This window comes from Mesorhizobium sp. M0040, assembly GCF_040323505.1.
GTDB lineage: Bacteria > Pseudomonadota > Alphaproteobacteria > Rhizobiales > Rhizobiaceae > Mesorhizobium.
Window position 1 is genome coordinate 120,236 of the sequence record NZ_JAMYVA010000014.1, and the last position, 26,590, is coordinate 146,825.

Annotated in this window: 27 protein-coding genes; 15 read left to right on the forward strand and 12 right to left on the reverse strand. The window is 63.3% G+C overall.

Translation table 11 applies throughout. The features are described 5' to 3' along the window. Positions 1–25: 25 nt before the first annotated feature. The 6 genes from NKJ91_RS15195 to NKJ91_RS15220 form a co-directional block, all read right to left on the reverse strand. Entirely contained in the window at positions 26–1,012 is a 987-nt protein-coding gene (locus NKJ91_RS15195) for an ABC transporter permease (RefSeq protein ID WP_352456242.1), read from the reverse strand. Next, positions 1,009–1,989 (reverse strand): ABC transporter permease, encoded by a 981-nt coding sequence (locus tag NKJ91_RS15200; RefSeq protein WP_352456243.1) that lies wholly within the window; start codon positions 1,987–1,989, stop codon positions 1,009–1,011. Before NKJ91_RS15200 ends, NKJ91_RS15195 begins: the two co-directional genes overlap by 4 nt. Then, positions 1,986–3,527: a sugar ABC transporter ATP-binding protein gene (locus NKJ91_RS15205; protein WP_352456244.1), complete on the reverse strand. Its 1,542-nt coding sequence runs from the start codon at positions 3,525–3,527 to the stop codon at positions 1,986–1,988. The genes NKJ91_RS15200 and NKJ91_RS15205 overlap by 4 nt, the downstream gene beginning before the upstream one ends. Before the next feature lie 79 nt (positions 3,528–3,606). Beyond that, positions 3,607–4,731, reverse strand: coding sequence for a sugar ABC transporter substrate-binding protein (locus NKJ91_RS15210; RefSeq protein ID WP_023675828.1), 1,125 nt, complete (start codon positions 4,729–4,731; stop codon positions 3,607–3,609). Positions 4,732–5,027: 296 nt separating this feature from the next. Next, on the reverse strand, positions 5,028–6,056 hold the full coding sequence (gntR, locus tag NKJ91_RS15215; RefSeq protein ID WP_352456245.1) for an HTH-type transcriptional regulator GntR: 1,029 nt from the start codon (positions 6,054–6,056) through the stop codon (positions 5,028–5,030). A 206-nt stretch (positions 6,057–6,262) separates the two neighbouring features. Then, positions 6,263–7,462, reverse strand: coding sequence for an MFS transporter (locus NKJ91_RS15220; protein WP_352456246.1), 1,200 nt, complete (start codon positions 7,460–7,462; stop codon positions 6,263–6,265). A 175-nt stretch (positions 7,463–7,637) separates the two neighbouring features. Here NKJ91_RS15220 and NKJ91_RS15225 point away from each other — a divergent pair, with 175 nt between their 5' ends. From NKJ91_RS15225 to NKJ91_RS15245, 5 genes are all read left to right on the forward strand, one after another. Beyond that, the gene (locus NKJ91_RS15225; protein ID WP_023675825.1) at positions 7,638–7,925 is read left to right on the forward strand and encodes a DUF3175 domain-containing protein; all 288 of its coding nucleotides are present in this window, start codon (positions 7,638–7,640) and stop codon (positions 7,923–7,925) included. A gap of 119 nt (positions 7,926–8,044) precedes the next feature. Next, a complete protein-coding gene (iolE, locus tag NKJ91_RS15230) occupies positions 8,045–8,956 on the forward strand; it encodes a myo-inosose-2 dehydratase (RefSeq protein WP_352456247.1) in 912 nt (303 codons plus the stop codon). A 199-nt stretch (positions 8,957–9,155) separates the two neighbouring features. Then, on the forward strand, positions 9,156–9,362 hold the full coding sequence (locus NKJ91_RS15235; protein ID WP_352453276.1) for a LacI family DNA-binding transcriptional regulator: 207 nt from the start codon (positions 9,156–9,158) through the stop codon (positions 9,360–9,362). A 4-nt stretch (positions 9,363–9,366) separates the two neighbouring features. Then, positions 9,367–10,833, forward strand: a complete 1,467-nt coding sequence (gene mocR, locus NKJ91_RS15240) for a rhizopine catabolism transcriptional regulator MocR (protein WP_352456248.1) — start codon at positions 9,367–9,369, stop codon at positions 10,831–10,833. A gap of 194 nt (positions 10,834–11,027) precedes the next feature. Then, entirely contained in the window at positions 11,028–11,393 is a 366-nt protein-coding gene (locus NKJ91_RS15245; RefSeq protein ID WP_352456249.1) for a GFA family protein, read from the forward strand. 31 nt (positions 11,394–11,424) lie between these two features. On the opposite strand, the gene NKJ91_RS15250 is transcribed toward NKJ91_RS15245, so the two are convergent. Continuing rightward, entirely contained in the window at positions 11,425–11,868 is a 444-nt protein-coding gene (locus tag NKJ91_RS15250; protein WP_023675820.1) for an SRPBCC family protein, read from the reverse strand. A gap of 169 nt (positions 11,869–12,037) precedes the next feature. Further along, positions 12,038–13,282, reverse strand: a complete 1,245-nt coding sequence (locus NKJ91_RS15255) for a DegT/DnrJ/EryC1/StrS family aminotransferase (protein WP_352456250.1) — start codon at positions 13,280–13,282, stop codon at positions 12,038–12,040. A gap of 346 nt (positions 13,283–13,628) precedes the next feature. Between NKJ91_RS15255 and NKJ91_RS15260 the strand changes: the two genes are divergently transcribed. From NKJ91_RS15260 to NKJ91_RS15280, 5 genes are all read left to right on the forward strand, one after another. After that, the gene (locus tag NKJ91_RS15260; RefSeq protein ID WP_352456251.1) at positions 13,629–14,603 is read left to right on the forward strand and encodes a polysaccharide deacetylase family protein; all 975 of its coding nucleotides are present in this window, start codon (positions 13,629–13,631) and stop codon (positions 14,601–14,603) included. Positions 14,604–14,670: 67 nt separating this feature from the next. Beyond that, complete coding sequence (locus NKJ91_RS15265) at positions 14,671–15,639, forward strand: rhizopine catabolism ABC transporter substrate-binding protein (RefSeq protein ID WP_352456252.1); 969 nt, start codon at positions 14,671–14,673, stop codon at positions 15,637–15,639. 148 nt (positions 15,640–15,787) lie between these two features. Continuing rightward, positions 15,788–16,903 carry an ABC transporter permease gene (locus tag NKJ91_RS15270; RefSeq protein WP_352456268.1) on the forward strand — a complete coding sequence of 372 codons (1,116 nt, stop codon included), beginning with the start codon at positions 15,788–15,790 and terminating at the stop codon, positions 16,901–16,903. A 32-nt stretch (positions 16,904–16,935) separates the two neighbouring features. Beyond that, positions 16,936–17,748, forward strand: coding sequence for an ATP-binding cassette domain-containing protein (locus NKJ91_RS15275; protein WP_352456269.1), 813 nt, complete (start codon positions 16,936–16,938; stop codon positions 17,746–17,748). 32 nt (positions 17,749–17,780) lie between these two features. After that, positions 17,781–18,887, forward strand: coding sequence for a Gfo/Idh/MocA family protein (locus NKJ91_RS15280; RefSeq protein WP_352456254.1), 1,107 nt, complete (start codon positions 17,781–17,783; stop codon positions 18,885–18,887). A gap of 25 nt (positions 18,888–18,912) precedes the next feature. On the opposite strand, the gene NKJ91_RS15285 is transcribed toward NKJ91_RS15280, so the two are convergent. Together NKJ91_RS15285 and NKJ91_RS15290 are read right to left on the reverse strand one after the other, a co-directional pair. Continuing rightward, positions 18,913–19,686, reverse strand: coding sequence for a FadR/GntR family transcriptional regulator (locus NKJ91_RS15285; RefSeq protein ID WP_352456255.1), 774 nt, complete (start codon positions 19,684–19,686; stop codon positions 18,913–18,915). A 30-nt stretch (positions 19,687–19,716) separates the two neighbouring features. Beyond that, positions 19,717–20,718 carry a LysR family transcriptional regulator gene (locus NKJ91_RS15290; RefSeq protein WP_352456256.1) on the reverse strand — a complete coding sequence of 334 codons (1,002 nt, stop codon included), beginning with the start codon at positions 20,716–20,718 and terminating at the stop codon, positions 19,717–19,719. A gap of 110 nt (positions 20,719–20,828) precedes the next feature. Between NKJ91_RS15290 and NKJ91_RS15295 the strand changes: the two genes are divergently transcribed. From NKJ91_RS15295 to NKJ91_RS15305, 3 genes are all read left to right on the forward strand, one after another. Beyond that, on the forward strand, positions 20,829–21,443 hold the full coding sequence (locus NKJ91_RS15295) for a nitroreductase family protein (protein ID WP_352456257.1): 615 nt from the start codon (positions 20,829–20,831) through the stop codon (positions 21,441–21,443). Next, positions 21,440–22,297, forward strand: a complete 858-nt coding sequence (locus NKJ91_RS15300) for an EamA family transporter (protein WP_352456258.1) — start codon at positions 21,440–21,442, stop codon at positions 22,295–22,297. The genes NKJ91_RS15295 and NKJ91_RS15300 overlap by 4 nt, the downstream gene beginning before the upstream one ends. A gap of 72 nt (positions 22,298–22,369) precedes the next feature. After that, complete coding sequence (locus NKJ91_RS15305; RefSeq protein ID WP_352456259.1) at positions 22,370–22,858, forward strand: nucleoside deaminase; 489 nt, start codon at positions 22,370–22,372, stop codon at positions 22,856–22,858. Between the two features lie 162 nt (positions 22,859–23,020). Here NKJ91_RS15305 and NKJ91_RS15310 read toward each other — a convergent pair whose 3' ends face one another. Beyond that, positions 23,021–23,503, reverse strand: coding sequence for a MarR family winged helix-turn-helix transcriptional regulator (locus NKJ91_RS15310; RefSeq protein WP_352456260.1), 483 nt, complete (start codon positions 23,501–23,503; stop codon positions 23,021–23,023). Between the two features lie 108 nt (positions 23,504–23,611). Here NKJ91_RS15310 and NKJ91_RS15315 point away from each other — a divergent pair, with 108 nt between their 5' ends. Next, positions 23,612–24,016, forward strand: a complete 405-nt coding sequence (locus NKJ91_RS15315) for a VOC family protein (RefSeq protein ID WP_352456261.1) — start codon at positions 23,612–23,614, stop codon at positions 24,014–24,016. Positions 24,017–24,116: 100 nt separating this feature from the next. Here the strand turns inward: NKJ91_RS15315 and NKJ91_RS15320 are convergent, their stop codons facing one another. Beyond that, positions 24,117–25,013, reverse strand: a complete 897-nt coding sequence (locus NKJ91_RS15320; RefSeq protein ID WP_352456262.1) for an NAD-dependent epimerase/dehydratase family protein — start codon at positions 25,011–25,013, stop codon at positions 24,117–24,119. A gap of 145 nt (positions 25,014–25,158) precedes the next feature. Here NKJ91_RS15320 and NKJ91_RS15325 point away from each other — a divergent pair, with 145 nt between their 5' ends. Next, complete coding sequence (locus tag NKJ91_RS15325; protein WP_352456263.1) at positions 25,159–26,097, forward strand: NAD(P)-dependent oxidoreductase; 939 nt, start codon at positions 25,159–25,161, stop codon at positions 26,095–26,097. Positions 26,098–26,590 lie beyond the last annotated feature (493 nt).

Sequence of the window (26,590 nt, forward strand, 5' to 3'; positions counted from 1 at the left end):
CTCACGTCGTTCCCGGTCATGCAGGTCAGCGGCTTGCCGGCGCGCGGCCATAGAGCAGCAGCATGGCGACGATGACGACGCCGTAGATGATCTGCCGTCCCGCCTCCGGCATCTGCATGACAGAGAGAATGGACTGCAAGAGGGTGATCAGGATTACCCCGGCGACGGTGCCGAGATAGGAGCCGCGCCCGCCGAGGATCGAGGTGCCGCCGAGCACCACCGCGGCGATCGACGGCAGCAGATAGGCATCGCCCATCGACTGTGCCGCCTTGGAGGCATAGCCGGCCAACAGCACGCCGCCGAAGGCCGAGAGCCCGCCCGAAACCGCAAAGGCGATCATCACCACGCGCCTTGTATCGATGCCGGAAAGATAGGCGGCACGCTCGCGATTGCCGATGCCGTAAACGGTGCGGCCGAAGCCGGTGCGGGTCAGCACGAACACCATTGCGGCGCCGATCAGCGCCCAGATGAGGACGGCGTTGGGCACGGCAGGAACGGCAAAGCCGGTCGCCAGGTAGCGCATCGCACCGGTCGCCGAATCCTGCGGCGAGAAACCGCCCGTGTAGACCACCATCAGCCCCTGCGCGACGGCGTTGGTGGCAAGCGTGATGATCATCGAGGGAATGCGCAGATAGGCGACGCCGATGCCGTTGACGATGCCGATCAGAACACCGCAGAAGATGCCGAACGGAATGGCAAGCGCCACGCCGACGGTACCGTATGCGGCCGCGGCGCAGGCCATCATGGCGCCGGCCGCCACCGACCAGGGCACCGACAGGTCGATCTGGCCGAGCAGGATGACCAGCATCATGCCGGTCGCGATGACGCCGAGAAACGACGCCACCTTGAGCTGCTGCAAAAGGTATTCAGGCGACAGGAAGCTGCGCGAATAGAGGCTGCCGAGGAACAGCAGCAGCACGATACAGGCGAACGCCGTCAGCACCGCCGGGTCGGCGCGGCGGAGGAATTTCGGCATGCGGCCGGCGAGACCACTCACAGTCGTTTCGCTCACAGGAACCACTCCAGCCGGTTGCGGACCCGAAACAGGGCGAACGCGCCGAGGCTGACCGCGATCAGCAGAATGACGCCCTGGAACAGCGGCTGCCAGAGCGGATCGAAATCGAAGACGAACAGCAGGTCGCCGATGGTGCGGAAGGCAAGCGCGCCGAAGATCGCGCCGATGGCGCTGCCCTTGCCGCCGAACAGCGACACGCCGCCAAGCACGACCGCGGCAATCGAAAACAGCGTATAGGCGTTGCCGCTGGCATAGGCCGCATCACCGGTATAGGTGAAGAACGTCAGGAACAGCCCGCCGATCGCGGCAAGCAGACCGGCAAGCGCATAGGCGGCGAACTTTCCACGCCGGATCGGCACGCCGGACATGTAGGCCGCCATCTCCGAGGAGCCGGCTGCATAAGCGGCGCGGCCTAGCACCGACCGGCTGAACGGCACCCAGACCACGAGCACGACCGCCAGCAGCGTCACCAGACTCGCCGGCACAAAACCAAACAGGCGCCCGGTCAGCGCATCGGCGAGCCCTTCATTGACCGAGCCGCCGGGAAACGGCCGAAGCAGCAGCGCGATGCCGAAATAGCCCGCGCCGGTGGCGATGGTGGCGACGATCGGCTGCAGGCGTCCATAGATGACGATCGCACCGTTGATTGCCCCGCACAGCAGCCCGGTTCCGAGCACGGCGAGGACGCCGAAGGCGGTCTCGATGCCGGTGCCGACGACCAGCCACGAGGCCAGGCAGTTGGTCAGCGTGAAGATCATACCGACCGAAAGGTCGATGCCGGCGGTGATCACCACCAGCGTTTGCGCCATGGCGACGAAGGCGAGCAGCACGCCCTTGTTCGAGGCCGTTTGTACGACGTTGGCGGTGAAGCCCGCCGGATGGTTCGAGGTGTAGATGACGAACATGACAACGAAGATGCCGAACGCCAGCAGCGTTCCGCGCTGTTCGGCAAGCCAGTAGCGCCAATCCTTCACGCGTCCGCTCCTTGCTTTGGCATCTCTTCGTGAATGTTGAGCGCGCTGGCGATCAGCGCCCGCTCGGTGATTTCGGCGCCGACCAGTTCGCGCTTGACCGCGCCGTCATAGAGCACCAGCACGCGGTCGCAGCAGCCGATCAGCTCGTCATAGTCGGTCGAATAGAAGAGGATCGCCGCGCCCTGGTCGGCAAGCTTGCGCATCAACTGGTAAAGCTCCTGCTTGGTGCCGACATCGATGCCGCGCGTCGGATCGTTGAGCAGGATGATGCGCGGCTGCCGCATCAGCCATTTGGCGATGACGACCTTCTGCTGGTTGCCGCCGGACAGTGCGCCGACCGGAATGTCGAGCCCGGCGGTCTTGATCGCCAGGAGACCGACCATGTCGTCGATCAGCCGCTGCTCGGCGGCGCGATCGATGATGCCGGCCCTGGACAGCCGGTCAAGGGCGGCGAAGGAGAGGTTTTCGCGCACCGTCATCGGCAGCATCAACCCTTCGGTCTTGCGGTCCTCCGGGATCAGCGCCATGCCGATCCGGTCATCGCGCGCCGCGGCCGGGCTGGCGATCGCCACCGGCCTGCCGTCGATCAGGATCTGGCCCGACAGGCCACGCAGCACACCGAAGAAGGCGAGCAGCAATTCGCGCTGGCCCTGGCCGTCGAGGCCGCCAAGGCCGACCACCTCGCCCGCCCCGACCGACAGCGAGACATCATGCAGCCGATCCGTCCATGACAGGCTGCGCGCCTCCAGAACCGGCGTGGCTGCGGCAGCCGCCCGTGCGGGCTTGGGCGGAAAGATGTGGCTGTATTCGCGCCCGATCATCAGTTCGACGACCTCGTTGTCGCTCTTGGTGCCGGCCGCGTAGCTGGCGACATTGCGGCCATTGCGGAACACCGTGCACTGATCGGCCAGCTCGGCGATCTCGTTCATGCGGTGCGAGATATAGAGCAGCGCCAGCCCTTCCGAACGCAGCCGCTTCAACACGGCGAAAACTCTGGCGACGTCAGCCGCGGTCAGCGCCGAGGTCGCCTCGTCGAGGATCAGGATGCGCGGCTTGCGCGCCAGTGCCTTGGCGATCTCGACCATCTGCCGTCTCGAAAGAGGAAGATCCTTGACCAGCGCCAGCGGATGGATATCGGAGGCGCCGGCGCGAGCCAGGGCTTCTTCGGCGATGCGGCGCTGCGCCTTGCGGTCGATCATGCCGAAACGCTTCGGCGGATCGGAAATGACGATGTTGTCGGCAACGCTGAGTTCGGGGACGAGCGACAGTTCCTGGAAGATGCAGACGATGCCGGCCTGGTTGGCGGCGGCCGGCGAAGCGAAGGTAACTTCGCTTCCGTCCAGCATCATGCGGCCCTCGTCGGGCGCAACGACCCCCGCCATGACCTTGATCAGCGTCGATTTGCCGGCGCCGTTCTCGCCGAGAATGGCGTGGATGCTGCCTGGAGTGACCGACAGTTCGGCCTTCTCCAGCGCCCGCACGCCGCCATAGCGCTTGGATATGCCTTCCATGCGGAAGAGCGGAACCGCACCGTCCATCGGCCCTCCCCAGGCGCTTGGCAATCAGGATGTCGAGCGCCGACGCCGCGGGATTCCCGCGGCGTCGGGCTGTCGGAGTTTACTGGTTTTCCTTGCTCTGGCCCATGATTTCCTGCGCCGTGAAATTGATGCCGCAGGTCGGGAAGGAATTGCCGACGAAGAAATTGTCGGACTGATCGGGGAAGAAATCCTGGCCTGCCTTGAAGTTCGGATCCTCGACGATCGCCAGCGGCAGCTTGACCGCTTGCGGCACGACCTGGCCTTCAAGTGCTGCAATCGCCGTCTTGATGGCAACCGCGACCTGAGCCGGGCCGGTGCCGGCCGACGAGCATTTCAGGCCGTCAGCGGCGAACTTGGCGCAGAATTTGCGGAAGCCGTTCTCCGTCTCGCCGCCGAACGGCACGAACGGATGCTTGGCATCGATCATCGCCTGCACGATGCCGGTATCGCCGCCCTGTCCGGTAATGCCGTCGAAGGGGCCGTTGGTGGCAATGGCATCGGCCGTAGCCTTTTGCGCAACGCCGTCATCCCACTTGCCGACGACCTCGGTGACATCCCATTTCTTCCCGGAAGCGTCGAGAACCTCGTGGATGCCGTTATGGCGATCGGTGTCGACGGACGTGCCGGCGACGCCGCGCACTTCCAGCACCTTGCCGCCGTTCGGCACGTGCTTGACCAGCCAGTTGGCCCACAATTCGCCAAGGCCTTTCTGGTCGACATTGACGTTGATGGCATCCTTGGTGTCGAGGATGTTGTCGAAGGCGACCAGCACCACGCCGGCTTCCTTGGCCCGCTTGATGACAGGACCGAATGCGGTCGGGTTCTGGGCGTTGACGACAATCGCGTCATAGCCGGAATCGATGAAATTGTTGATCGCCGAAATCTGGGCCGGCACGTCTTCGCCGGTCGAGACCACCTTGAATTCCTTGAGCTTGGCCGCGACCTCCGGCTGCGCTGCATAGGCCTTTGCCGTCTGCACCATCTGGATGCGCCATGTGTTGGCGATATAGCCGTTGGCCAGAGCGATGCGGTACGGGCCGTCTTTCTTGGGGAACTTGAAGAACTGCGTATCGGCCGACCAGGGCGCGAAGCAGTCAGGCTCGGCCGATGGCCCCTTGACGATTTCAGGATCGGCGATCGCCGACGAGCTCAGCATGACGAAAGCAGTGGCGGCAACGATACCGCCAACGAGTGACTTGATCATCGATATTCCTCCCAGTTGCAGTGTTGTTTGTTGTTACGCCGATGAATTTGCGCGTTTCCGGCCCGGCACCTCCCGCCGTACCCGTCGCGCGTTCAGGTGGCCGAATGCCGACCCGATCCCCTCCTTTGCTGCCCGGATAGTCCCACAAAAACTATCATATTATACATAATAAACAAGCATGAGCTGTCGCTTATGTATAATAAACAGCCTCCCATCTTCTGAGCGAAGTACCGCCCGGCGATAACTGGTAGCGCTACCATTACGCAGTGTAAAGCGCCATTGCGTTGAAGCTCGCTTCAGCGCGCCGTGCTTTCACGTCGCTTGAGTTCGAAGCCAAGGTCGACAACCCGCTGCTCCGGCCTGTTGCCTTCGATCGCCGCAAGCGCCATGGCGACCGCCCGCCGGCCGATCTCGTAGCGGTAGGTCCGAACGCTGGTGACCGACGGAAAGGCCACCTCCATCATGTCGAGATCGTTGAAGCCAACGATGCCGATCGTTTTCGGCACGGCGATCGAAGCGCGGTGGCATTCGAACAGCACGCCAAGGGCGATATCGTCATTGTTACAGAACACCCCATCGAGGCTCGGCACCTTGGCCAGCGCGTCGCGGAACAATTCGCGGCCGAGGGTGACGCTGGAGGGCACTGGCGTCGTGGTGGTGAGCCTCGGATCGAACAGGCCGGCCGCCTCCATCGCCGCGCGATAGCCGGCAAGCCGCCGCTGCGAACGCGGATCCATGCGCGCACCGATGAAGCCGATCCGGCGATAGCCTGCCTCGATCAGATGTTCCGCAGCCGCCTTGCCGCCCTCGAAATGCGAGAAGCCGACCATCATGTCGACCGGATCGGGCCCGGTCTCCATCACCTGCACCACCGGACAGCCTGCCGTTTCCAGCAGTTTTCGCGAGGCCGGCGTCTGGTCGATGCCGGCCACGATCAGCGCCGCCGGGCGTTGCGGGCCAAACACCTGCAGCAGCCGCTCTTCCTCGAGGCCGGAATAGTGGGTGTTGCCGAGCTGAATCCGGAAAGGGCCGTCCGACAGGCTGTCGTAGACGCCGCGCACCACTTCGGCAAAGACGTTGTTGGTAAGCGACGGCACCAGAACGCCAAAGACCTCGGCGCGCGCCGAAGCCAGCGCCCGCGCATTCGGGTCGGGCACATAGCCGAGCTCGTTCACGGCCGACTCGATCTGGCGGCGCAGATCTTCCGAGACACGCCCCGGCTCACGCAGGGCGCGCGATACGGTAATGGCGCCGACGCCGGCCTTGCGGGCGACATCGGCGATGGTCGGGCGGCCGCCGCCGCGGCGCGAGCGCGGCTTGATCACCGTACTCGTCCGGACGCCGGGCAACCGCCCACACGCGACCGTGAAACGATGTTCAGCGTTTTTGAAACTGCTGCCATGCCAAACTGGCCCGTTGCCACACCTTGTCTGGCGTCGCGCAGCCTTCGGCTGTTGTCAAGCGACGGCCGGAGAGACTGTATCCGTACCGCTGTGCTTCAAGCCGCCACAGCAGCGCTGCGCCGGGCCTTTCACAGCAGCAGCACCATGGCCAAAATATTCAGCAGGTTCCAGGCAATGCCGTTGAGGAACGCGGCGGCATAGGAGCCGGTCAGATCGTAGATCCAGCCCGACATCCAGCCGCCGATCGCCATGCCGAAGATGGTCGCCATCATGACGATGCCGACGCGCTGGCCAGCCTCCTTGGCTGGCATATATTCGCGCACGATGATCGCATAACAGGGCACGATGCCGCCCTGCGACAGGCCGAAGACCAGCGAGACGACATAAAGCGAGGCAAGCCCGTCGAACGGGATATAGAACAGCAGCGACAGGCATTGCAGCACCGAGCCGATCAGCAGGGTTTTCACGCCGCCGATGCGATCGGCAAGGAAACCCGAGCCAAGCCGGCTGACGACGCCCGCCGCCAGCATGATCGACAGCATATCAGCGCCATGCGCCACGCCGTAGCCGAGATCCATGCAATAGGCGACGATATGGACTTGCGGCATCGACATCGCCACGCAGCAGCCGAGCCCGGCGACGATGAGCAGCGCCTGCAAGGCCGCCGGCGACAGTGAGATCGGCTGCACCACGCGGCCCCCCGGCGATCCCGGAGCCGCCTGGGGCGGTGCGCCGCGCCGGAGCAGCAGGATCAAGGGCACCATGGTGACCAGACAGACGGCGCCGATCGCGGCATAGGTGAAGCGCCAGCCTTCGGTCTGCATGACATAGGGCATCGCCGTCGGCCAGATCGCTCCGGCGAGATAGTTGCCGGATGCGGCAGCCGTCACCGCGACGCCGCGGCGCCGGTTGAACCAGTGCGAGATGTCGGCGATCAGCGGCCCGAAGATCGCCGACGAGCCAACGCCGATCAACAGGCCCTGGACGAGGGTGAACTGCAGGATCGAACTGGTCAGTGACGCCAGCAGGAAGCCGGCGCCAAGTGTAATCGCGGCAATCAGCGCCGGGATCCAATACCCCATGCGGTCGATGGCGCGGCCGAACAGCACATTGCCGGCGGCAAAGCCGACCATCGTCGCGGTGTAGGGCATCGAGGCAGCGGCGCGATCGACGCCGAATTCTGCCTGCACGGCAGGCAGCACCACGACCACCGCCCACATGCCGACCCCGCCGATCGTTGCCAGCAGCATCGAGATGCCCAGCCGTATCCAGGCATAGGCACTGTCGATGCCGGAACTTTCTGCCTGGCTTGAGACGATTGGAGTCAAGAGCGTTTCCTGTCCGCAGTTCTTGAATCGGCGGTTCTGACCACTATCGGCGCATTCGCATCGCCGAGCAGCGCCACGACAGGCAAATCCGTGGCTCCAGGGATCCGGGCCGAAGTGGAACAGGGGTGCGCCATAAGGCGTTTTCCCGGCAACGACCTAGTGGAAGGAGTTTGCCATGACCGCGCAACGGAAATGGTCCGCCGACGTCACCGAGCACAGCGACGCGCTGGACCTCGAGGAACACATCTTCGAATCCCACGATCCCAAGAAGATCGCCGCCTCTTTGAAGCGATCGGCCGAGCACAGCGACCGACGCAAGGCGGGGCCGTTTCAATCCGCCATGTCGATGCTGAATTTCTACATCAACCGCGCCGGCAAGAACCTGCCGGCGGCGCAGAAGAAAGTGCTGGAGGACGCCAAAGACGAGCTGCGCGCCCTTTTTGGTCGCCCAAAGGAAGATTAGAATCGATCGCCATCGATTGGTTCTGCCAAATTCGGCTCAACTGGACCTAGAGACGGGTCCTCTTTGCCGCCAGTCTGCAGGCTCGGCTTGGATTCCCGAGCCCGCAAAAGCCTGGCGTCATGACGGTCAAGATCGGCATCAATCCCATCACCTGGAGCAATGACGACGTTCCGGCGCTTGGCGGGGATACGTCCTTGGAGACCTGCCTGTCGGAAACGGCGCTGGCCGGCTACCGCGGCACCGAACTCGGCGGCAAATTTCCGCGCCAGGCTGAAGTGCTTGGGCCGCTCCTGTCTTCCTATGGCCTGGAACTCGTCTCCGGCTGGTATGATGGCCGCATTCTCGACCGCACGGTCGACGAGGAATTCGCGGCGATCACCCCACATCTTCAGCTGTTGCGCAACCTTGGCGCCAGGATCGTCGTCTACGCCGACACCTCGCGCGGTCGCCATGACGGCATTTTCGCACCGATCTCCGAGCGTCCGCGCCTCGCCGACAGCGACTGGCCGTCCTATGGCGAGAAACTGACCGCCCTCGCCGACCGCATGGCCGCATTCGGGGTCGGCATGGCCTTCCACCACCACATGGGCACCATCGTCGAGACGGACGATGAAGTCGACAGGCTGATGGAGGCGACGGGCCGAAGCGTCGGCCTTTTGTTCGATACCGGCCACTGCCTGTTTTCGGGCGGCGACCCGCAATCGCTGCTGCAACGGCATCTCGACCGTATCGTGCATTTCCATTGCAAGGACGTTCGCAGAGCGGTGCTGGAACGGGCACGCCGCGAGGACATGAGCTTCATGGCGGCGGTAATGGACGGCATTTTTACCGTGCCCGGCGACGGCTCGGTCGATTTCCTGTCATTGCTGAAACCCCTCGCCGCGCGCGGCTATGAAGGCTGGCTCGTTGTCGAAGCCGAGCAGGATCCGGCCAAGGCGCATCCGCTGACCTATGCCAGCAAAGGCTATTTCTCGCTGCTCGCCACCGCCCGCGAGGCCGGCTTCGAAGTGGCGACTCGGAAGGCAGGCTGACCGGCCCGCATTGCGAGCCGGAGGAACATAATGGGCGCGCGCCTCGATGGGGTTAGCGACGCGGAAGCGCCCGGCGATCCGCGCCGTCTTGCTCCCTATGCGGCGCGGATCGCAGAATCCCGGCTCTGGATTAAAACCCCGACTTTCAAGCTTGAGGCCGGCCGGAAGCCGTGCCTTGATGCAACCGAGGAGGAGCGACATGGCTTTCGAAGCTGCGCTTGGCATGGAACGGCTTTGCACCATCCGCGAGATTGCCGAGAAGGCGGAACTTGGCGCCGCCACCGTGCATCGCGCGCTGAAGAACAGCCGCGAGATCCGCCCCGAAACCAGGCGACTGGTGCTCGACACCGTCTGCCGGCTCAACGAGGAAAAGATCGCCCGCGCCGCCCGGTTCGTCGGGGGATAGTGCCGTGGCCGACCACATGCGCCTTTCCCTCGACATCATGTCGGTCGACCGCGCTTCGGAAGAACCGATGCATCGTCAGATCTACGGCGCCTTGCGACGCTTCATCCTTGACGGCCAGATCCCGCAGAACACGCTGCTGCCGTCGACGCGCTCGCTGGCCGAAGATCTGAAGGTCGGGCGCAACACGGTCATCGCCGCCTATGACCAGCTCCTTGCCGAAGGTTTTATCGAGGCGCGCGCCGGATCGGGCACCTGGGTGGCGCCGATCCAGCAGAACCGCCCCTTAGCATCCCTGCGCGCCGGACTGGCAGCGCCGCAAAAGCTGTCGCGGCGTGGCCAGACCATCGTCAACGGCCCGCAACCGCCACGCAATGCCGGCGTCATCAATTTCCATCCCGGCGTGCCTGAAACGGCATCGTTTCCGTTCACCATCTGGTCAAGCCTTCTGGTGCGCAATGCACGCAGCCGCGACGAGAGCCTGCTTGGTTATCTCTCCTTTGCCGGCCACCCCGGCCTGCGTCAGGCCATTGCCTCGACCATCGGCCTGTCGCGCGGCATCAGCTGCACCGCCGACCAGGTGATCATCGTCACCGGTGCGCAGGCAGCGCTCGATCTGGTCTCGCGCGTGCTGATGGACGAAGGCGACCATGTCTGGATGGAGGAGCCCGGCTATCTCGGCGCCAAAAGCGCCTTTCTCGCCAGCGGCGCCAAGCTGGCACCGTTGAAGGTCGACCGGCGCGGCTGGCATCTTGCCAATCCGGAGCTGCCGCCGCCGCGGCTGATCTATGTGACGCCATCCTGCCAATGGCCGTTCGGCACCATCATGCGCATCGAGGAGCGGTTGCAGCTGCTCGACATCGCCGAACGCAACGGCGCCTGGATCGTCGAGGATGACTATGATGGCGAATACCGGTTCCGCGGCCGGCCGGTGCCGGCGCTGCGCGGGCTCGATCATGCCGACCGCGTCGTCTATATCGGCAGCTTCGGCAAGACGCTGATCCCGGCGCTGCGCATCGGCTATCTGATCGTGCCGCGCGAATTGTCGGTTCCGTTCGACCGGGCGGTGAGCATCACCGGTCAGTTCGCGCCGCTGATCCTGCAGGCAACGGTCAACGACTTCATCACCCAGGGCTATTTCGCCACGCACCTCAAGCGCATGCGCCGGCTCTACGCGCGCCGGCAGGCGAACTTCGTCAAGCTGTGCCAGGAGCATCTGGCGGAATGGCTGACGGTCACGGAAAACGATTCCGGCATGCAACTGCTGGCGAGCTTTGTCAGGCCCTATAAGGACAGCGACGTGGTCGCCGCAGCCGTCAAGGAGGGGCTCGACGTCCAGGGCATCTCGATCAACTATCATTCCACTGAACCCGAGCACGGGCTGCTGCTCGGCTATGCGGCGATGGACGAACGCCAGATCTTGCGCGCCGTTCTGGCGTTGCGCGCCGCGTTCCTAAGATTGGATAGAAGCTAGAGCCAGGCTCTCCATCTCGTTCACCGCGGGGTTGAGTCCGTCGCCCGCAGTGATTAGGAATATGGGGCATCGGTCCTTGTTTTTCGGCGTTCGCGCAAAGCGCGCTTCCCAAGGCCGAACCTCCCCGAAAACCAGAAGCATGCCTACCGCCGGTATAGGCGGGCAACGCATTCATCTGAACCATGAGGATTGCCATGAGAACCGCATCCTGTGCCTGTGGGCAACTGAGGATCTCCTGTAACGGAGCGCCGCAACTGATCGCACAGTGCCACTGCCTCGACTGCCAGAAACGGACCGGCAGCACATACGGCGTCGCCGCCTTCTTTGCGCGCGACAAGGTAGAAGCCGAAGGCGACGCCAGAACCTACAGGCGGTCAGCTCGGAGCGGCCACCACGTCACTTTCCATTTCTGCCCGGGCTGCGGCTCAAGCGTCTTCTGGGAGCCCGGGCGAAAGCCTGAATGGATCGCTGTCGCGGTCGGCTGCTTCGCCGATCCGGCCTTTCCGGCCCCGGCGCATGTTGGGTGGGAAGAACGGCGTCATCCCTGGGTTTCCGGTTAGCGACGCCAACCCGCCAGGGCAGCGCTTTATCCTACTGGTTGATCTCGGGTTCAACGAGCTTCGCCAGATTTCGCAGCGACTCCTGCCAGCCGAGATAGCAGGCCTCAACCGGGATGGCGTCTGGAATACCTGCCTGCGTGATATTGACTTCGGTGCCGACCGACACTTTCTTCAATGTCACGGTCACCTCGATCTCGCCGGCCAGGTTGGGGTCGTCGAACCGGTCGGTGTAACGCAGTTGCTCATTGGGCACGAGCTCGACATATTCGCCGCCGAACGAGTGGCTGTCGCCGGTGGTGAAGTTGCGGAAGGACATTTTGAACGTACCGCCGACTTTCGCCTCGAAGTGATGAACCGTGCAGGTGAAGCCGTTCGGCGGAAGCCATTTGGCAAGTGCGTCCGCTTCGAGGAACGCGCGGTAGACTTTCTCCGGGCTTGTTGTCAGAACGCGGTGCAGCCGTACGGTGCCGGGCATATCGTTAATCCTCCGTGTTGGTGATCGATGCCCCCTAGGACGAGCGGAGCCCGGCCTATCCGACACGGGCCTGCGGATTTTTTGGCGACCGGTTATGCCGGCCGGAATCCTCGCCCGGCCGCCGGACAAGGAACTCGACCGCAGGGTAGCAAACCGCGCCGGATCTGGTCTAGTTCACACTGTCGAACTTCTGCAGGTCAACCGGTGCCGCCTTGCGCAATTCGATATCATCGAGCGAAGCATTCTCCAGCGCCACCCGCGCCGCCGCGTCGATGTTGTGGATCATGTCCTGAATGTCGGCATCGCTGTGCGCCGGGTTCATGGCGACCATCACGGTGCGGTTGAGGATGTCGAGCGAGCGCTTGCCGAGGTCGTCGGAATAATCCAGCCGCAGGCCCTGGTTCTCGGGCAGTGCGTAAGGATTGAGCGCCGGATGATGCGCGCCTTCATGCATCAGCACCTGGTCCCACTGGGTGAAATTGTGACGGCCGGTCTTGCCGGCAACGACGCTCGGAATGGTCTTCGAAAAAGTCTGCGCCGCCTGCTCGCTCGGCAGCAGGTACATCACCTGTGCGGCACAATCGTCGTCCGCGCTGTTCATCGGCGACGGCGTCAGCCCAAGATTGCTAAGGTGGCGGGTACCGGCCAGCACCGTCTTCTTCTCGGCCCGCATCGCCTCGATGATGCCGTCCAGCCGGTCGAGTTGGACGTTGAGCATCGCCCCCATCAGTTCGGAAGCACGCGCGCCGATGCCGGCGAAGGGTTTGATGCTGTCGCTTCTGCCCTGCCAGTAGAAATGGCAAGGGTCGATGGCGCAGCGCGCCCGCTCCGCCACTTTCGCATCGCTGGTGGCGATGCCGCCGCCCTCGCCCGAGGTCATGTTCTTGAAGTAGTTGAAGGAATAAGCGCCGGCATGGCCAATCGAGCCGAGCTTGCGGCCCTCATAGCCGCCGCCGATGCCTTGGCAGACATCCTCCAGCACCAGCAAGCCGCGCTTGGCAGCAATGTCCATGATTGCATTCATGTTGCAGGCCGCGCCCCACATATGCACCGGGACGACCGCCCTGGTGCGCGGCCCGATGGCATCGCGCAAGGCGATGGGATCGATGGTCAGGCTCTCGTCGATGTCGACGATGACTGGAATGGCCCCTACCGACAGCACCGCGGTCGCGGTCGCCATATAGGTGTGCGCCGGCACCAGCACTTCGTCCCCCGGGCCGATGCCGAGGCCGATCAGGCCGGCGGCGAGCCCATAGGTGCCGCTGGCGGCCAGCGCGAAATGCTCGACGCCAAGATGCTGCGCATAGCGGGCCTCGAAGCGGTCGCATTCGCTGTCCTTGCCGTAACGAAACAGCGCGCCCGAGCGGATCACCCTGGCAATGGCTTCGATTTCCTCTTCGCCGGCGGTGTACATGATAGGCCTCCAAGTCACTTGATAATGTGGTCGCTTGATGGTGTGGACAGCTGTAGGCTTGTCGGCACAGTTTGAAAGAACCACTCCGCCGCTATTCGACCAAGCCATCTGCGCCCGGAAGACGGTTCCTATGACTGGTTTTGAACCGTGATTGGGGAAATCGGTAGCTAAGTGTCTCAGCCGGCAGGCAAATCGTACCCATCCGAATTCGCCAAAGTGGCCCTGTCGGAAACCCAGGTTTCGGCGTTCCATTCCGGCCAGTTGGGCAAACGGTTGGTTCCATGAAATACGGGACACACTTTGGAAGACCCTCGAAACCGGCGCGCCGGCGGGAAGGCGGCCGGTCGTGAACGCCGCCGGCTCCAGCAAACGGATCGTGCTCCACGAGGACGATGTCGGCATGTGCCACGGCGCCAACAGCGCCTTCCTCGAATTGAGCGGGCTGGGTGTCTGCAGTTCCGGCGCGGTGATGGTGCCGTGCCCGTGGTTCCTCGAAATGGCCGAGAGCGCCGTCGCCAAACCTGCCCTTGACCTTGGCGTTCACCTGACGCTGAACAGCGAGAAGCAGCATTACAAATGGCGGCCGTTGACCGCGCCGTCGCGGGCGGCCGGCCTGACCGACGAGTTCGGCTTCTTCTGGCCCGACGTGGCGACCACGCGCCGCAAGGCGGTGCCGCAGGCGGTCGAGGCCGAGCTTCGCGCCCAGATCGACACCGCCTATCGCGCCGGCATCGACGTCAGCCATCTCGACGCGCATATGGGCGCGGCATTGTCGCCGGAATTTTGCGACATCTACATCAAGCTCGGGCTCGAATATCAGCTGCCCGTGCTGCTGACCAAGACCCTGTCCGCCTATTCCCCCAACGACAATCTGGTCGGCGTCACCGAGGAGGCGTTCCAGCGCGGCGTGGCGCTGGCCCGTGCCGGCGGCTTTGCCATTTTCGACGCCGCCATCCAGACGACCTGGGGCCGGCCGCGTTCCAGGCCGATCGAGCCGGCTTACAAAGCGCTCATCGAGGGTGTGCGCGAGGGCCTGACCTTCTTTTGCCTGCATTGCAACGCGCCCGGTGAACTCGAGCTGATCGAGCCGCGCTCCGCCTATATCCGCACCGAAGAGTACGAGCTGTTCCGCGACCAGGGCTTTCGCGACTGGCTCACCGCACAGCCGATCGACGTCATCGGCATGAAGCCGTTGCGCGAGGAGCTTCGCGCCGCACTCTCGGCCGGGCGATTATCAAGGACAGTCCGCGGCAACAACGCGGGCGAACAGCGATTGGCGTCGGCAAAGGCCCGCAAAGCGGCCACCCGATCCGCGACGTGAGCCGATCGTCGCGGCCGGAAAACGGCGCCAGAGGGATTGGAACTGCAACGACAAATGGGAGAATAAGATGAAAACTCTTCTGAAAGTGGCATTGGGCGCCTTCGTTTCGGCGGGCCTGATGACAGGCATTGCGTATGCTGCGGGGCTCAAGGATCCGAAGGACGTGCGCATCACCTTCGTGGTGCATGGGTCGGCGTCCGATCCCTATTGGTCGGTGGTCAAGCGCGGCGTCGATGACGCGGCCGCCCTTACCGGCGCCAAGGTCGAATATTACGCGCCGCAGGTCTTCGACGTGGTCGAGCAGGCCCGGCTTCTCGACGCCGCCATCGCCACCAAGCCGGACGGTATCGCCGTCTCCATCGCCGACGCCAATGCGCTCGGCAAATCGGTCAAATCCGGGCTTGCCGCCAATATTCCCATGGTGGTTCTGGATTCCGGCGAAAAGGAAGGCGCCGAGCTCGGCACTACGCTCTATGTCGGCACCGTTTCCGAATATGATTCCGGCAAGAAGGCCGGCGAGCGGCTGGCCAAGGAAGGCACGCTCAAGGTCGTCTGCATCAACCACGAGGTCGGCAATGTCAGCCTCGACCAGCGCTGCCAGGGCCTCAATGACGGGCTGAAGCCCTCCGGCGGCGGCACCGAGGTTCTGGCCGTGGCGCCGGATCCCGCCGACGTCCAGCGCCGTACCGAGGCCTATCTGTCGGCGCATCCGGACACACAGGCGGTCTTTGCGCTTGGCGCCACCGCCGCCAATCCGCTGATCCCGATGTTCCGCGACAAGGAACTGTTCGGCAAGCTCAAGCTCTACACGTTCGACATCAGCCCGGAGGTTCTCGATTCTGTCGTCGCCGGCGAAATGGGCTTCGGCATGGACGCCCAGCAATATCTGATGGGCTATTTGCCGGTGATCTATCTGGTCGAGCAGGCAACGCACGGCTTCTGGCCGCAGAACAATGCCTATACCGGACCGCTGTTCATAGACTCGCCGGAAAAAGCCAAGGCGATCTTGGCGCTCGCCAAAGAGGGCATCCGCTAGGCAAGCGCTCCGACGGAACGGGAGAATGCGCCAGGCGCTCTCCCGATCCGTTCGAAGATTGCGAATTGAGCGATTGGAGAGCCTAATGGCGGTCGTGGAAGACAAGGCGATACCTCCGGGCGAACTGAAGGCGACCGACCGCTTCGGCATGACGTCGAAGCGGGCCGCCGGCGCCGACGAGCGGCTGGCCAGCACCGGCAAGCTGACCCAGTGGCTGCGCCGGCCGGAAGCCGGTGCCGCCGGCGGATTGCTTGCGACGATCATCATCTTTGCGCTGCTGCCGGGCGCGGCAAACCTCTATTCGCTGCAGGGATCGATGACATTCCTGACGCTGTCGGCGGAGCTCGGCATCGTCGCCACCGCGGCAGCACTCCTCATCATCGCCGGCGAGTTCGACCTTTCGGTCGGCTCCATGGTCGGCTTTGCCGGTGTCGTCATCGGGCTGACGGTGAAGTACTGGGGCCTGCCGCTATGGGGTGGCATCGCCTGTGCCTTCGCCGTTGCCATCCTCACCGGCTATCTCAACGGCCTGATCGTGGTGAAGACGCGCCTGCCCTCCTTCATCGTCACGCTCGCCACGCTCTATATCCTGCGCGGACTGTCGATCGGCATCACCCGCGCCGTCACCGGCCGCACCCAGATCCCCTACATACTCGAAGGCGCACCGGATCCGGCGACGGCCGGCATTTTCAACGGCCATCTGCTCACCGGCCTGTTCCACTGGATGGGCGCGCAAGGCTGGATCGCCACCCGCAGCGACGGCATTCCCTTCGTCGCCGGCATTCCGATGTCGATCGTCTGGTGGCTTGGCCTGACGGCGCTGGCCGGCTACGTGCTTACCCAGACGAAATACGGCAACTGGATCTTCGCCACCGGCGGCGACCTGATCGCAGCCCGCAACGTCGGCGTGCCGGTCGATCGCGTCAAGATCAGCCTGTTCGTCTACACCGCCTGCGCGGCGACGCTGCTTGCCACCATCCAGGTGATGGAGGCGGGCTCCGCCGACACCACGCGCGGCCTGCTCAAGGAATTCGAGGCGATCATCGCCGCCGTCATCGGCGGCGTGCTGCTCACCGGCGGCTACGGCACCGTCTATGGCGTGCTGTTCGGCGCGCTGATCTTCGGGCTGGTGCAGATGGGCATCTTCTACACCGGCATCGACACCGACTGGTTCAAGGTTTTCCTCGGCATCGTCATCCTGATGGCCGTGCTGGTCAACAACTACATCAGGCTGAAGGCGCTCGGCCGCGGAGGTGGCAAATGACCGAACCGGCCCAAATGACCGAACCGGCCCAAATGACCGAACCCGCGATGGAACTGCGCGGCGTCAGCGTCAATTTCGGCTCGGTGCGCGCCCTCCAGGACATCGACATCAAGGTCTATCCGGGCGAGGTCCACTGCCTGCTCGGCGATAACGGCGCCGGCAAGTCGACGCTGATCAAGGTTTTGTCCGGCGTCTACCGGCCGGGCAAGGGCGAAATACTGGTCGACGGCAAGCCGGTCACCTTCCGCAGCCCGCGCGATGCGCAGGAGCTCGGCGTGGCAACGGTGTTCCAGGACCTCGGCATGATCTCGCTGATGTCGATCACCCGCAACTTCTTCCTCGGCCGCGAGCCGACCAAAAGCAGCCTGCCCTTCTCGCGCATCGACAAGGAGCGCGCCAACACCATCGCCAGGCAGGCGATGGCCGATATCGGCATCGACGTGCGCGACCCGACGCAAGCCGTCGGCACGTTGTCGGGCGGCGAGCGCCAGTCGGTGGCGATCGCACGCGCCGTGCATTTTGGCGCGCGCGTCCTGATCCTCGACGAGCCGACCTCGGCACTCGGCGTCCACCAGGCGGCGATGGTGCTGAAGTTCATCATCGAAGCACGCATGCGGGGCCTGGCCGTCATCTTCATCAGCCACAACATCCACCATGCCTATCCGGTCGGCGACACCTTCACGCTGCTCAACCGCGGCCGCAATCGCGGCACCTACGCCAAGTCGGAGATCTCGCGCGACGAGGTCATCTCGATCATGTCGGGCGGCGAGGATTTGAAAGCGGTCGAGGCGGAGATTGCCGGCCTGCTTGCCCAGATCGGCAACCGGCCGCCTGCGGCGCCTTGAGCTGACAATCGGACATTGCGGGGAATGATCCAATGAGCAGGTTACGCGTCGGGGTCGTCGGCGCCGGCATGATCTCGCAGGTCGAGCATATCCCCAATCTGCTGCGCCTCGGCGAATTGTTCGAGCTGGTCGGGGTCGCCGATCCCTCCAGGATTTCGCGGCAGTTCGTCACCGACACCCATGGCATTGCCAATTTCGAAACGATCGACCAGCTCTTCGACCAACGCCTCGACGCGGTGGTGATCGGCTCGCCGGACCCGCTGCATCACGAACAGGTGCTGGCGGCGCTGGCGGTTGGCCTGCACGTCTTTTGCGAAAAGCCGCTCTGCTATTCGCTGGCGGAAATCGCCAAGATTGTCGCCGCGCGCGATGCCGCCAGGAAAATCATGCAAGTCGGCTATATGAAGCGCTTCGATCCGAGCTATCGGCTGGCGCTCGCTTCGCTGCCTGGAACATCAAGCACGCTGCGTTCGGTCTCGGTGGAAGTGAACGATCCCGACGCCTGGCCGTTCATCGCCCACCAGCCCTACAGGCGCGGCACCGATATCCCGAAGGACATGATCGCCGCTGTCGCGGCCAAGCAGAAGCGCCAGGTCGAACACGCCATTGGCGTGCCTTTCACCGATCTCGCTTTCCGTGGATTTACCGGCGCTTACAGCTCGGCCTTGATTCACGATGTCAATGCCGTCCATGGCCTGCTCGATGCGCTCGGCGTGCCGGACGGCGAGGTCGTCGGCGCGCAGATCTTTGCCAATGGCGACGGCGGCCAGGGCGCCGTCAGGCTGCTGGACGGGCAGGCACTGTGGACCATGACGCATCTCACCGTGCCCAAGCTCGCCGACTACAAGGAGCGGATCACGCTGTTCTTCGACGATGCCAGCCTCGAGCTCGAATTCCCCTCGCCCTGGCTCAATCATCATCCGACCCGGCTGACGGTGACGACCTCGGACGGTCACACGCTGTCGAAGAAAGATTTGCGTGCCGGTTACGCCGAAGCCTTCGTCGAAGAGATGCGTGGCTTCTGGGCGGCGATCGTCAATGGCGATGCCGTCGTCAACCCACCCGAACACGCCGCCCGCGACCAGGCGCTGCTGATCGGGCTGACCCGGCGGCATCTCGCGACCGCACCCTTCGACTGAGCACTCCACCTGTAGCCGAACGGCGCTATCTGGACTTGATGACGCTGTCGGTATTGGCCAGCAGCTTGCGCACCGCATTGCGCGCCGCGTCCGGCCGCTTCAGCCGGATGCTCTTCTCGATTGCCTCATGCAGCCTCTGCGCATGCTGCAAATCGTCCAATTCCCGCGTGGTATAAGCGAACAGATGATCGAATGCCGATTCGATCAGCACGCCGAGCGGCACCAGCAGATCGTTGCCCGAGGCGCGCAGGATGGCGAGGTGAAACCGCGTGTCGGCGCGCGTGCGCTCCTGCAGATTGGTTGCCTCGCCCATCTCGCGGCAGGCCTGGCTGATCTCGGCCATCTGCTCGTCGGTGCGCCGCATGGCGGCAAAAGCGCTGGCCTCCGGCTCGATGATGTGGCGGAATTCCTGCACCGTCCGGAGGAACACCTCGCGGTCCGGCGAGGTCGCATACCAGGCCAGCACGTCGCGATCGAGCAGGTTCCAGCGCTCCTTCGGCTCGACCCAGCTGCCGATTTTCGGACGTGACGCCAATAGGCTCTTCGCCATCAGCATTTTTATGGCTTCGCGCACCGCCGAGCGGCTGACGTCGAAGGTCTCCGACCATTTGGCCTCATTGGGCAGGATGGTTCCCGGCGGATAATCGCCGCGCACGATCCTCAGCCCGATTTCGTTGGCGAGCGAGGCATGCACGCTCGACCCCGGTATGCGCGCCGCATCGGCACGGCGGATACCGCTCGTGCGTTCGGCGAACGCCTCGGCCGCTGTCTTTCCCTTATCCGGCTTCGCGTCCCGCATGGCTCCACAAAGTCCGGATTTGGAGGCGTGTCAAGGAGATGAAATCGACGGCGGTATCCCAGTTTGATTTTCCGTATCCGTCGCCTCGCCGACCCCGTGCTTTGCCGAGCCTTCCCGTCGGACAGGCACGAACGACCTCTCTTTGTCCCGGCTGAATTCCTCGATCAGGAAATCAAGGAAGACGCGGATTTTCGGGGCAAGATGCTGCCGTGCCGGATAGACCGCGTAGAGTGTGGTTTCGACCTTGTCCCAGTCATCCAGAGCCGATTGCAGCCGGCCTGCTTTCAGGTCGCTCTCGACATAGGGATAGGGGATCAGGCTGACGCCGAAGCCGGCGCGCAGCGCATCGCGCACGGCAAGGCTCGAGGAAACCGAATATCGTCCGTCGATGGCGACCCGCTCGCTGCGGCCGTCCTTATGGAAGTCCCATATGTCCGCATGCCCCGAGAGGCTGAACCGGATGCAATTGGCCGCCTTCAAATCGGCGGGCGTTTTAGGCCGGCCGTGCTTCTCGAAATAGGACGGAGCTGCGCAAAGCACGTGCGGCATGACCGCAAGCTTTCGGGCGACCAGGCTGGAATCCTCAAGATTGTCGCTGCCGCGAATGGCAAGGTCAAATCCCTGCCGCACGATATCGACGCGCCTGTCATCAAGGTGCAGATCGAGCTTCAAATCGGGATAGCGCGATAGAAACGCGGGGATGGCAGCCGAAAGCCGCGTCAACGTGACAGTCATCGGCGCGCTGACCCGCAACGTGCCGCTCGGCGCCGTCTTGATCGGGCCGAGGACCTGGTCGGCCCTGGCCAGCGCATCGAGCCCCTGCATGACATGCTCCAGATAGATCCTGCCCTCTTCGGTCAGCGCCATGCGCCGCGTTGTCCGGTTGATGAGCCGCACCCCCAGATGCGCCTCCAATTCGGCGATGTTCTTGCTGATCGCGGGAGGCGAGAGACCCAGGCGCCGTCCGGCTTCGGCAAAGCTGTTCAGTTCCGCCACCTGGCGGAAAACCTGCAGCGCAGTCAGGCGATCCATCTCACCGTTCTCTTCCAGTAAATAATGTCTTTCAATTGTTGCATATTATCGCTCCTTGGTAAATTCTCTATCTGCTTCCCGAACGACTTGCTCAGTTTCGGAATGACATGATGACCAACCCCGCAATTTCCCTTATCGAGCGGCGCATGTCGGCCAATCGGTTCGATGCCTCGCACGAATTGACGGATGCCGAGATCGAGGAGCTGGCACGTCTCGCAACGCGCGCGCCAAGCGCCTACAACCTTCAGAATTGGCGTTTCATCGCCGTGCGGACGCCGGAAGCAAAGGCGCGGTTGCGCAGCGTGGCCCACGGCCAGGTGAAGGTGCAGGACGCAGCGGTCACCTTCATCATCTGCGGCGTACTCCCCGACCACGCTGCCCTCAATGCAAGGCTGCGTCCTTTCATCGAAGCCGGCTTCATGCCGGTGGATATGGCTTCGGGCTGGCAGGAGGGCGCCCGCGCACAATATGCCGATCCTCGGGCAGCCCGCGACGAAGCGGTACGCTCGGCAACGCTTGGCGCCGCAACGCTGATTTTCGCGGCCGAAGCGCTGGGGCTCGTCTCCGGTCCGATGGCCGGCTTCGATGCCGAAGGCATGGCCCGCGAGTTTGGCCTTGGGCGCAATGAAGTGCCGGTGATGCTCATCGCCGTCGGCCGCGCCGCGCCCGGAAACTGGCCGCAAAAGCCGCGCCGCCCTCTTGCCGAAATACTGGAAATCTTATGAAAACGCACCGTTCCGATCTGTTGCTTACAGCCATTGCACCCGCAATATGGGGCAGCACCTATATCGTCACCACGCAGTTCCTGCCCAACTTTTCGCCGATGACGGTCGCAATGCTGCGTGCCTTGCCCGCCGGATTGCTGCTGCTGGCGATCGTTCGGCAACTGCCGATGGGCATCTGGTGGCTGCGCAGTTTCGTCCTCGGAGCCCTCAACATCTCGATCTTCCTGAGCATGTTGTTTGTCGCCGCCTACCGGCTTCCGGGCGGGGTCGCGGCGACCGTGCTGTCGGTCCAGCCATTGATCGTGATTTTCCTCGCTGCTGCCCTGCTTGCCAGCCCTGTCCGTCGGTTGGCGATCGTCGCCGCCCTTATCGGGATCGCCGGTGTTGCATTGCTGGTGCTGACCCCGAATGCAGCGCTCGATGCGGTCGGCGTTGCCGCCGGCCTCGCCGGGGCGGCCTCAATGGCCTTCGGAAGCGTGTTGAGCCGCAAGTGGCAGCCGCCAGCATCGCTGCTCGCCTTTACGGCATGGCAACTGACTGCCGGTGGTCTCCTTCTCGTTCCGGTGGTCCTGCTTTTCGAGCCGTCTATCCCAATCCCGACCGGCGCCAACCTGCTTGGACTCGTGTGGCTAGGGCTGATCGGCGCGGCGCTGACCTATGTCCTCTGGTTCCGGGGCATTGCGCGACTGGAATCTGCCGTGGTGTCATCGCTGCTTTTCCTCAGCCCGGTGACCGCCGTGCTGCTTGGATGGGTATTCCTGGATCAGACACTGACCTTGCCTCAAATCGCCGGCGTCGTTTTCGTCATCGGCAGCATCTGGCTGGCTCAACGGCCCAATCGGAACGAGGCTTGAGCCTTGCTTGTTGACTTGTGTCGGCGGATTGTCCGGCACTATGGTCAAGCGGCACTGCCGAAGGATCTGCCGATGCCACAGCGCCCGTATGATGAGCGTCTGCTCCGTCAGGCATTCGAAGTCGCGCGCAGGGCCCGCGATGCTGGCGAACATCCCTTTGGTTCGCTCCTGGCCGACAAGGACGGCAATGTGTTGCGCGAGCAGCCCAACGGTTACAAAGCCGGCGGCGGCGACCGCACCGCTCATGCCGAAAGGCTGCTGGCCTCGTGGGCGGGGATGAATGTCAGTCTCGAAAAGCTGGCCTCCTGCACCCTCTACACGTCGGCCGAACCTTGCGCGATGTGCTCCGGCACAATCTATTGGGCGGGCATCGGACGGGTCGTCTTTGGGCAGAGCGAACATGACCTCAAGCGGGTAACGGGTGCACATGTCGAGAATCCCACACTCGACCTGCCCTGCAGGATCGTCTTCGAAGCCGGGCAGCGTCCGACTGAAGTCGTCGGCCCGCTGCTTGCCGATGAAGCGGCGCAACTCCAGGCCGAATTCTGGAAAGACAAGTAGGGTCAGGACTCGTTGATTCAGAGGCAGAGGTGAGTGCCGACGTGGACAACGACCTGAAGCAATTCCAGGAAAAGTGTGAAACGATTTTCCGCCCGGAATTGCCTCAAAACAAAAAATATAGATCGGTTCGGCGTTTCCGTGAACGACAAAACAGTTTCTAATTCAAAGACCGGTGAGCAATTTCTTAAGTAGAGCATTAAGAGTTTCCTGCTCCGCCGACGTCAGCACGGAGATTAATTGCTCTTCCAGCGCCACCATTGGACCGATCAAATCGTCTATCGCGCGCTTGCCGCCGGTCGTCAGCGCAATTTGCTTGCCGCGCCGGTCGGCGGGATCGGGGCGTCGTTCAACCAGCCCAGCGCGCTCCAGCCGGTCCAGGCGGCTGGTCATGCCGCCCGAGGAGATCATTGCCGATTCGTAGAGCTGAGTAGGTGAAAGCATATAGGGTTCACCGGCGCGCCTAAGCGGCGTGAGCACATCGAACTCACCTACATTCAGGCCTGCTTCTTTGAGCAACGGGTTCATGTGATCGCGGATGACCCGTGCGGCGGCATCAAGCAGACGACCTACCGTTTCAACAGGTAACGACGGAAGATCGGGGCGCTCGCGGGCCCATTGCTTAGCTGCGGCCTCGGCGCGATCCATGGCAAATATTCCCTCGGCAAAATGTATCTTGCAATCAAGATACATTGCATCTACTTACATTGCAGCAAGACAATAGCGCAGCGCGCAGCCCTGGAGAAAGCGAAATCGATGCCCAAAATGATTTTCGTGAACCTGCCTGTCCGTGACCTGTCGGCCTCGACGGCGTTCTACGTGGCGCTAGGCGGCACTGTGAACCCGCAGTTTTCCGGCGAGAAATCCACCTCGCTCATGTTCTCGGACACGATCGGGGTGATGCTGCTGACCCATGACCACTACCGCGAATTCACCAAACGCCCAATCGGCGACGCACGGCGCGACAGCCAGGCAATGATCGTCCTCACTGTCGATAACCGCGACGCCGTCGATGCAACACTGACCAGCGCGGTTGCGGCGGGCGGTCGCGCCGATCCCAACCCCGCACAGGATCTTGGCTTCATGTACAACCGCCACATTGAAGACCCGGATGGCTACGTCTGGGAAATCGTATGGATGAACCCGACGGCGAACGCCTGAACCTAGGGTGTGGGCGCATCGGTCGTAGCCGGTGTAAGCCTGGAGTCATGACGAGCAATTCGGGGCTGGCCCAGTGCCGGTTCCGCGTCAGCTGCCCCGGTCAGGTCGTCTTGACGTATTTCCGCCAGCTGTGCTCCGGCCGGAAGCCGAGCATGTCGCGCGCCTTGCGGTTGGAGAGCAGCGTCTCGTATTCGTCAAGGTCGCCCTTGACCGGCACATCGGGATAAAACCGCTTCAGCAGTTCGGCCGTCGGCAGGTCGGACGAGGTGTCGTCGTTGGCCGCGTTGAACACCTGATAGCCGAGCCCGTCCTTCTCGATGGCGCGCAGCGTGATCTGGCCGAGGTCGCGCGCGTCGATATAGCTCCAGGCGATGCGCTTGCGGAAACCCGGATCGGCGAACCATTTCGGAAACAGCGAATATTCATGCGGCTCGATGACGTTGCCGATGCGCAAGGCGTAGATGTCGAAGCCGCTGCGCAGCGCAAAGGCGCGCGCCGTCTTCTCGTTGACGACCTTGGACAGCGCGTAGCTGTCCATCGGGTCGACGTCGTACGCCTCGTCGAGCGGAAAATGCGTCGGGTTGCGCGGCTCGTTGGCGAAGACCAGCCCGTAGGTCGTTTCGCTGGAGGCGATCACCACCTTGCGGATGCCGAGCTTCACCGCGGCCTCGATCACGTTGTAGGTGCCGAGCGCGTTGATGCGGAACACCTCATTGTCGGGCGTGATCATGATGCGCGGGATCGCCGCGAAATGCACCACGGCATCCACCGGCTGCGTACGCAGCGACGGGTCGAATTCATGCAGGCCCATATAGCTCGACAGCGCATTGAACACCTGCCCGCTGTCGGTGATGTCGGTGATCAGCGTGCGCACCTTGGGATTGTCGAGCGGCTTGGTGTCGATGTTGAGCACCTGGCAGCCCTGCTCGACCAGATACTGCACGACGTGGCGCCCGGCCTTGCCGCTGCCGCCGGTGAACATGATCCGCTTCGTCATTTTGCTCTCCCTAAGATTCATGTGTATTGTCAGACAATACCGAACTCTGCAATCGCCTGCCATGGCATGCGGCAAAAACCCGCTTCAACAATTCGCCGGCAAGGTGCAGCGCCGTCATCCATCACTGCAAATAGGACGAAACGACATGAACACGACCGCCGCGAGCGAAAAGATCGGCTTCATCGGGCTTGGCCTGATGGGGCACGGGATCGCGAAGAACATCGTCGACAAGGGTTATCCGCTGACGTTTCTCGGCCGCAAGAACCGCACGCCGGTGGAAGACCTGCTCGGCCGCGGCGCCAGGGAAGCGGCAACCTCGCGCGACGTCGCGGCGGCATCCGATATCGTCTTCATCTGCGTCACCGGCTCGCGCGAGGTCGAAGCCATCATCCGCGGCCCAGGCGGCCTCAAGGAAGGCCTGAAGCCGGGATCGGTTGTCGTCGATTGCTCGACCTCTGATCCCGTTTCGACGGTGGCGCTGGCCGCCGAGCTCAAGGCGCTCGGCGTCGATTATGTCGATGCCCCGCTCAGCCGCACCCCGAAGGAGGCTTGGGAAGGCACGCTCGATGCCATGGTTGGCGCGCCCGACGCGGTCTTTGCCCGGCTGAAGCCGGTGCTCGAAACCTGGGCCGGGCGTATCGTCCATATCGGCGACACCGGTGACGGCCATCGCATGAAGCTGCTCAACAATTTCATCTCGCTCGGCTACGCCGCGATCTATTCCGAGGCGCTGGCGCTGGCGCAGAAGGTTGGCATCTCGCCGCCGCGCTTCGACAGCGTCATCCGCAACGGCCGCATGGATTGCGGCTTCTATCAGACCTTCATGCGCTGGACGCTGGAAGGCGACCGCGACGCGCACAAATTCACCATCGCCAACGCCTTCAAGGATCTCACCTATCTCGAATCGATGGCGGGCGCTGCCGGCATCGCCAACCCGCTCGGCAACGCCACCAAGAACGCCTTCGCCGGCGCCTTCGCGGCCGGCCCCGCCGACCAGTATGTGCCGATGCTGGCCACGCATATCGGCAAGGTCAACGGCGTCGACCTGATGCCGACCAGGGATGGCAAGAAGCAGACGATCTGAGAACGTTGGGATTAACGCCTGGGAGTGTCGCAACTGCAAACGTTCGCTGCCGACCAGCTACATCCGCCAATCTCCAACGCTGGCGATTAGCATATGACACCACACCTTCGTCATCCCAGGGCGGAGCAGGAGCGAAGCGACGTCGCGCAGACCCTGGAATCCATGCCGTGACATCAGCCGAAGAATGCAGCGGCTCAGAACGGCGCTTGTATCCGCCATTGCGCTCGTCGCCCTTCCACCATGACCGCGAGCCAGAAGCTGCGGAAGCGCTGGCTCCGCCAATGGAAGACCGAATTGATCGAGACGACCAGTCCCAGAGTGCTTCGAGCTTTTTCGCAGGACCGGGTGGCAGCGTTTGGTTCTGGTCTGCTGGAGCACTGCCGCAAGGTAACGGCATGATGGGGTGGACGGCGCCCGACGGCATCGGATGTGCCAGAATGAGTTCGTTGAGATCTCAAACAAGGGAGCCGTCCGTGGAACACCTTATCCGTAT

Excerpts from the sequence above, each read along its gene's own strand:
- NKJ91_RS15210 (WP_023675828.1), bottom strand. The coding sequence starts at position 4,731 with ATGATCAAGTCACTCGTTGGCGGTATCGTTGCCGCCACTGCTTTCGTC.
- NKJ91_RS15300 (WP_352456258.1), top strand. The coding sequence starts at position 21,440 with ATGAAAACGCACCGTTCCGATCTGTTGCTTACAGCCATTGCACCCGCA.
- NKJ91_RS15255 (WP_352456250.1), bottom strand. The coding sequence starts at position 13,282 with ATGTACACCGCCGGCGAAGAGGAAATCGAAGCCATTGCCAGGGTGATC.
- NKJ91_RS15320 (WP_352456262.1), bottom strand. The coding sequence starts at position 25,013 with ATGACGAAGCGGATCATGTTCACCGGCGGCAGCGGCAAGGCCGGGCGC.
- NKJ91_RS15310 (WP_352456260.1), bottom strand. The coding sequence starts at position 23,503 with ATGGATCGCGCCGAGGCCGCAGCTAAGCAATGGGCCCGCGAGCGCCCC.
- NKJ91_RS15265 (WP_352456252.1), top strand. The coding sequence starts at position 14,671 with ATGAAAACTCTTCTGAAAGTGGCATTGGGCGCCTTCGTTTCGGCGGGC.
- NKJ91_RS15285 (WP_352456255.1), bottom strand. The coding sequence starts at position 19,686 with ATGCGGGACGCGAAGCCGGATAAGGGAAAGACAGCGGCCGAGGCGTTC.
- NKJ91_RS15225 (WP_023675825.1), top strand. The coding sequence starts at position 7,638 with ATGACCGCGCAACGGAAATGGTCCGCCGACGTCACCGAGCACAGCGAC.
- NKJ91_RS15305 (WP_352456259.1), top strand. The coding sequence starts at position 22,370 with ATGCCACAGCGCCCGTATGATGAGCGTCTGCTCCGTCAGGCATTCGAA.
- NKJ91_RS15325 (WP_352456263.1), top strand. The coding sequence starts at position 25,159 with ATGAACACGACCGCCGCGAGCGAAAAGATCGGCTTCATCGGGCTTGGC.
- NKJ91_RS15270 (WP_352456268.1), top strand. The coding sequence starts at position 15,788 with ATGACGTCGAAGCGGGCCGCCGGCGCCGACGAGCGGCTGGCCAGCACC.
- NKJ91_RS15290 (WP_352456256.1), bottom strand. The coding sequence starts at position 20,718 with ATGGATCGCCTGACTGCGCTGCAGGTTTTCCGCCAGGTGGCGGAACTG.
- NKJ91_RS15275 (WP_352456269.1), top strand. The coding sequence starts at position 16,936 with ATGACCGAACCCGCGATGGAACTGCGCGGCGTCAGCGTCAATTTCGGC.
- NKJ91_RS15280 (WP_352456254.1), top strand. The coding sequence starts at position 17,781 with ATGAGCAGGTTACGCGTCGGGGTCGTCGGCGCCGGCATGATCTCGCAG.
- iolE (WP_352456247.1), top strand. The coding sequence starts at position 8,045 with ATGACGGTCAAGATCGGCATCAATCCCATCACCTGGAGCAATGACGAC.
- NKJ91_RS15205 (WP_352456244.1), bottom strand. The coding sequence starts at position 3,527 with ATGGACGGTGCGGTTCCGCTCTTCCGCATGGAAGGCATATCCAAGCGC.
- NKJ91_RS15245 (WP_352456249.1), top strand. The coding sequence starts at position 11,028 with ATGAGAACCGCATCCTGTGCCTGTGGGCAACTGAGGATCTCCTGTAAC.
- NKJ91_RS15315 (WP_352456261.1), top strand. The coding sequence starts at position 23,612 with ATGCCCAAAATGATTTTCGTGAACCTGCCTGTCCGTGACCTGTCGGCC.
- NKJ91_RS15295 (WP_352456257.1), top strand. The coding sequence starts at position 20,829 with ATGACCAACCCCGCAATTTCCCTTATCGAGCGGCGCATGTCGGCCAAT.
- NKJ91_RS15235 (WP_352453276.1), top strand. The coding sequence starts at position 9,156 with ATGGCTTTCGAAGCTGCGCTTGGCATGGAACGGCTTTGCACCATCCGC.
- NKJ91_RS15250 (WP_023675820.1), bottom strand. The coding sequence starts at position 11,868 with ATGCCCGGCACCGTACGGCTGCACCGCGTTCTGACAACAAGCCCGGAG.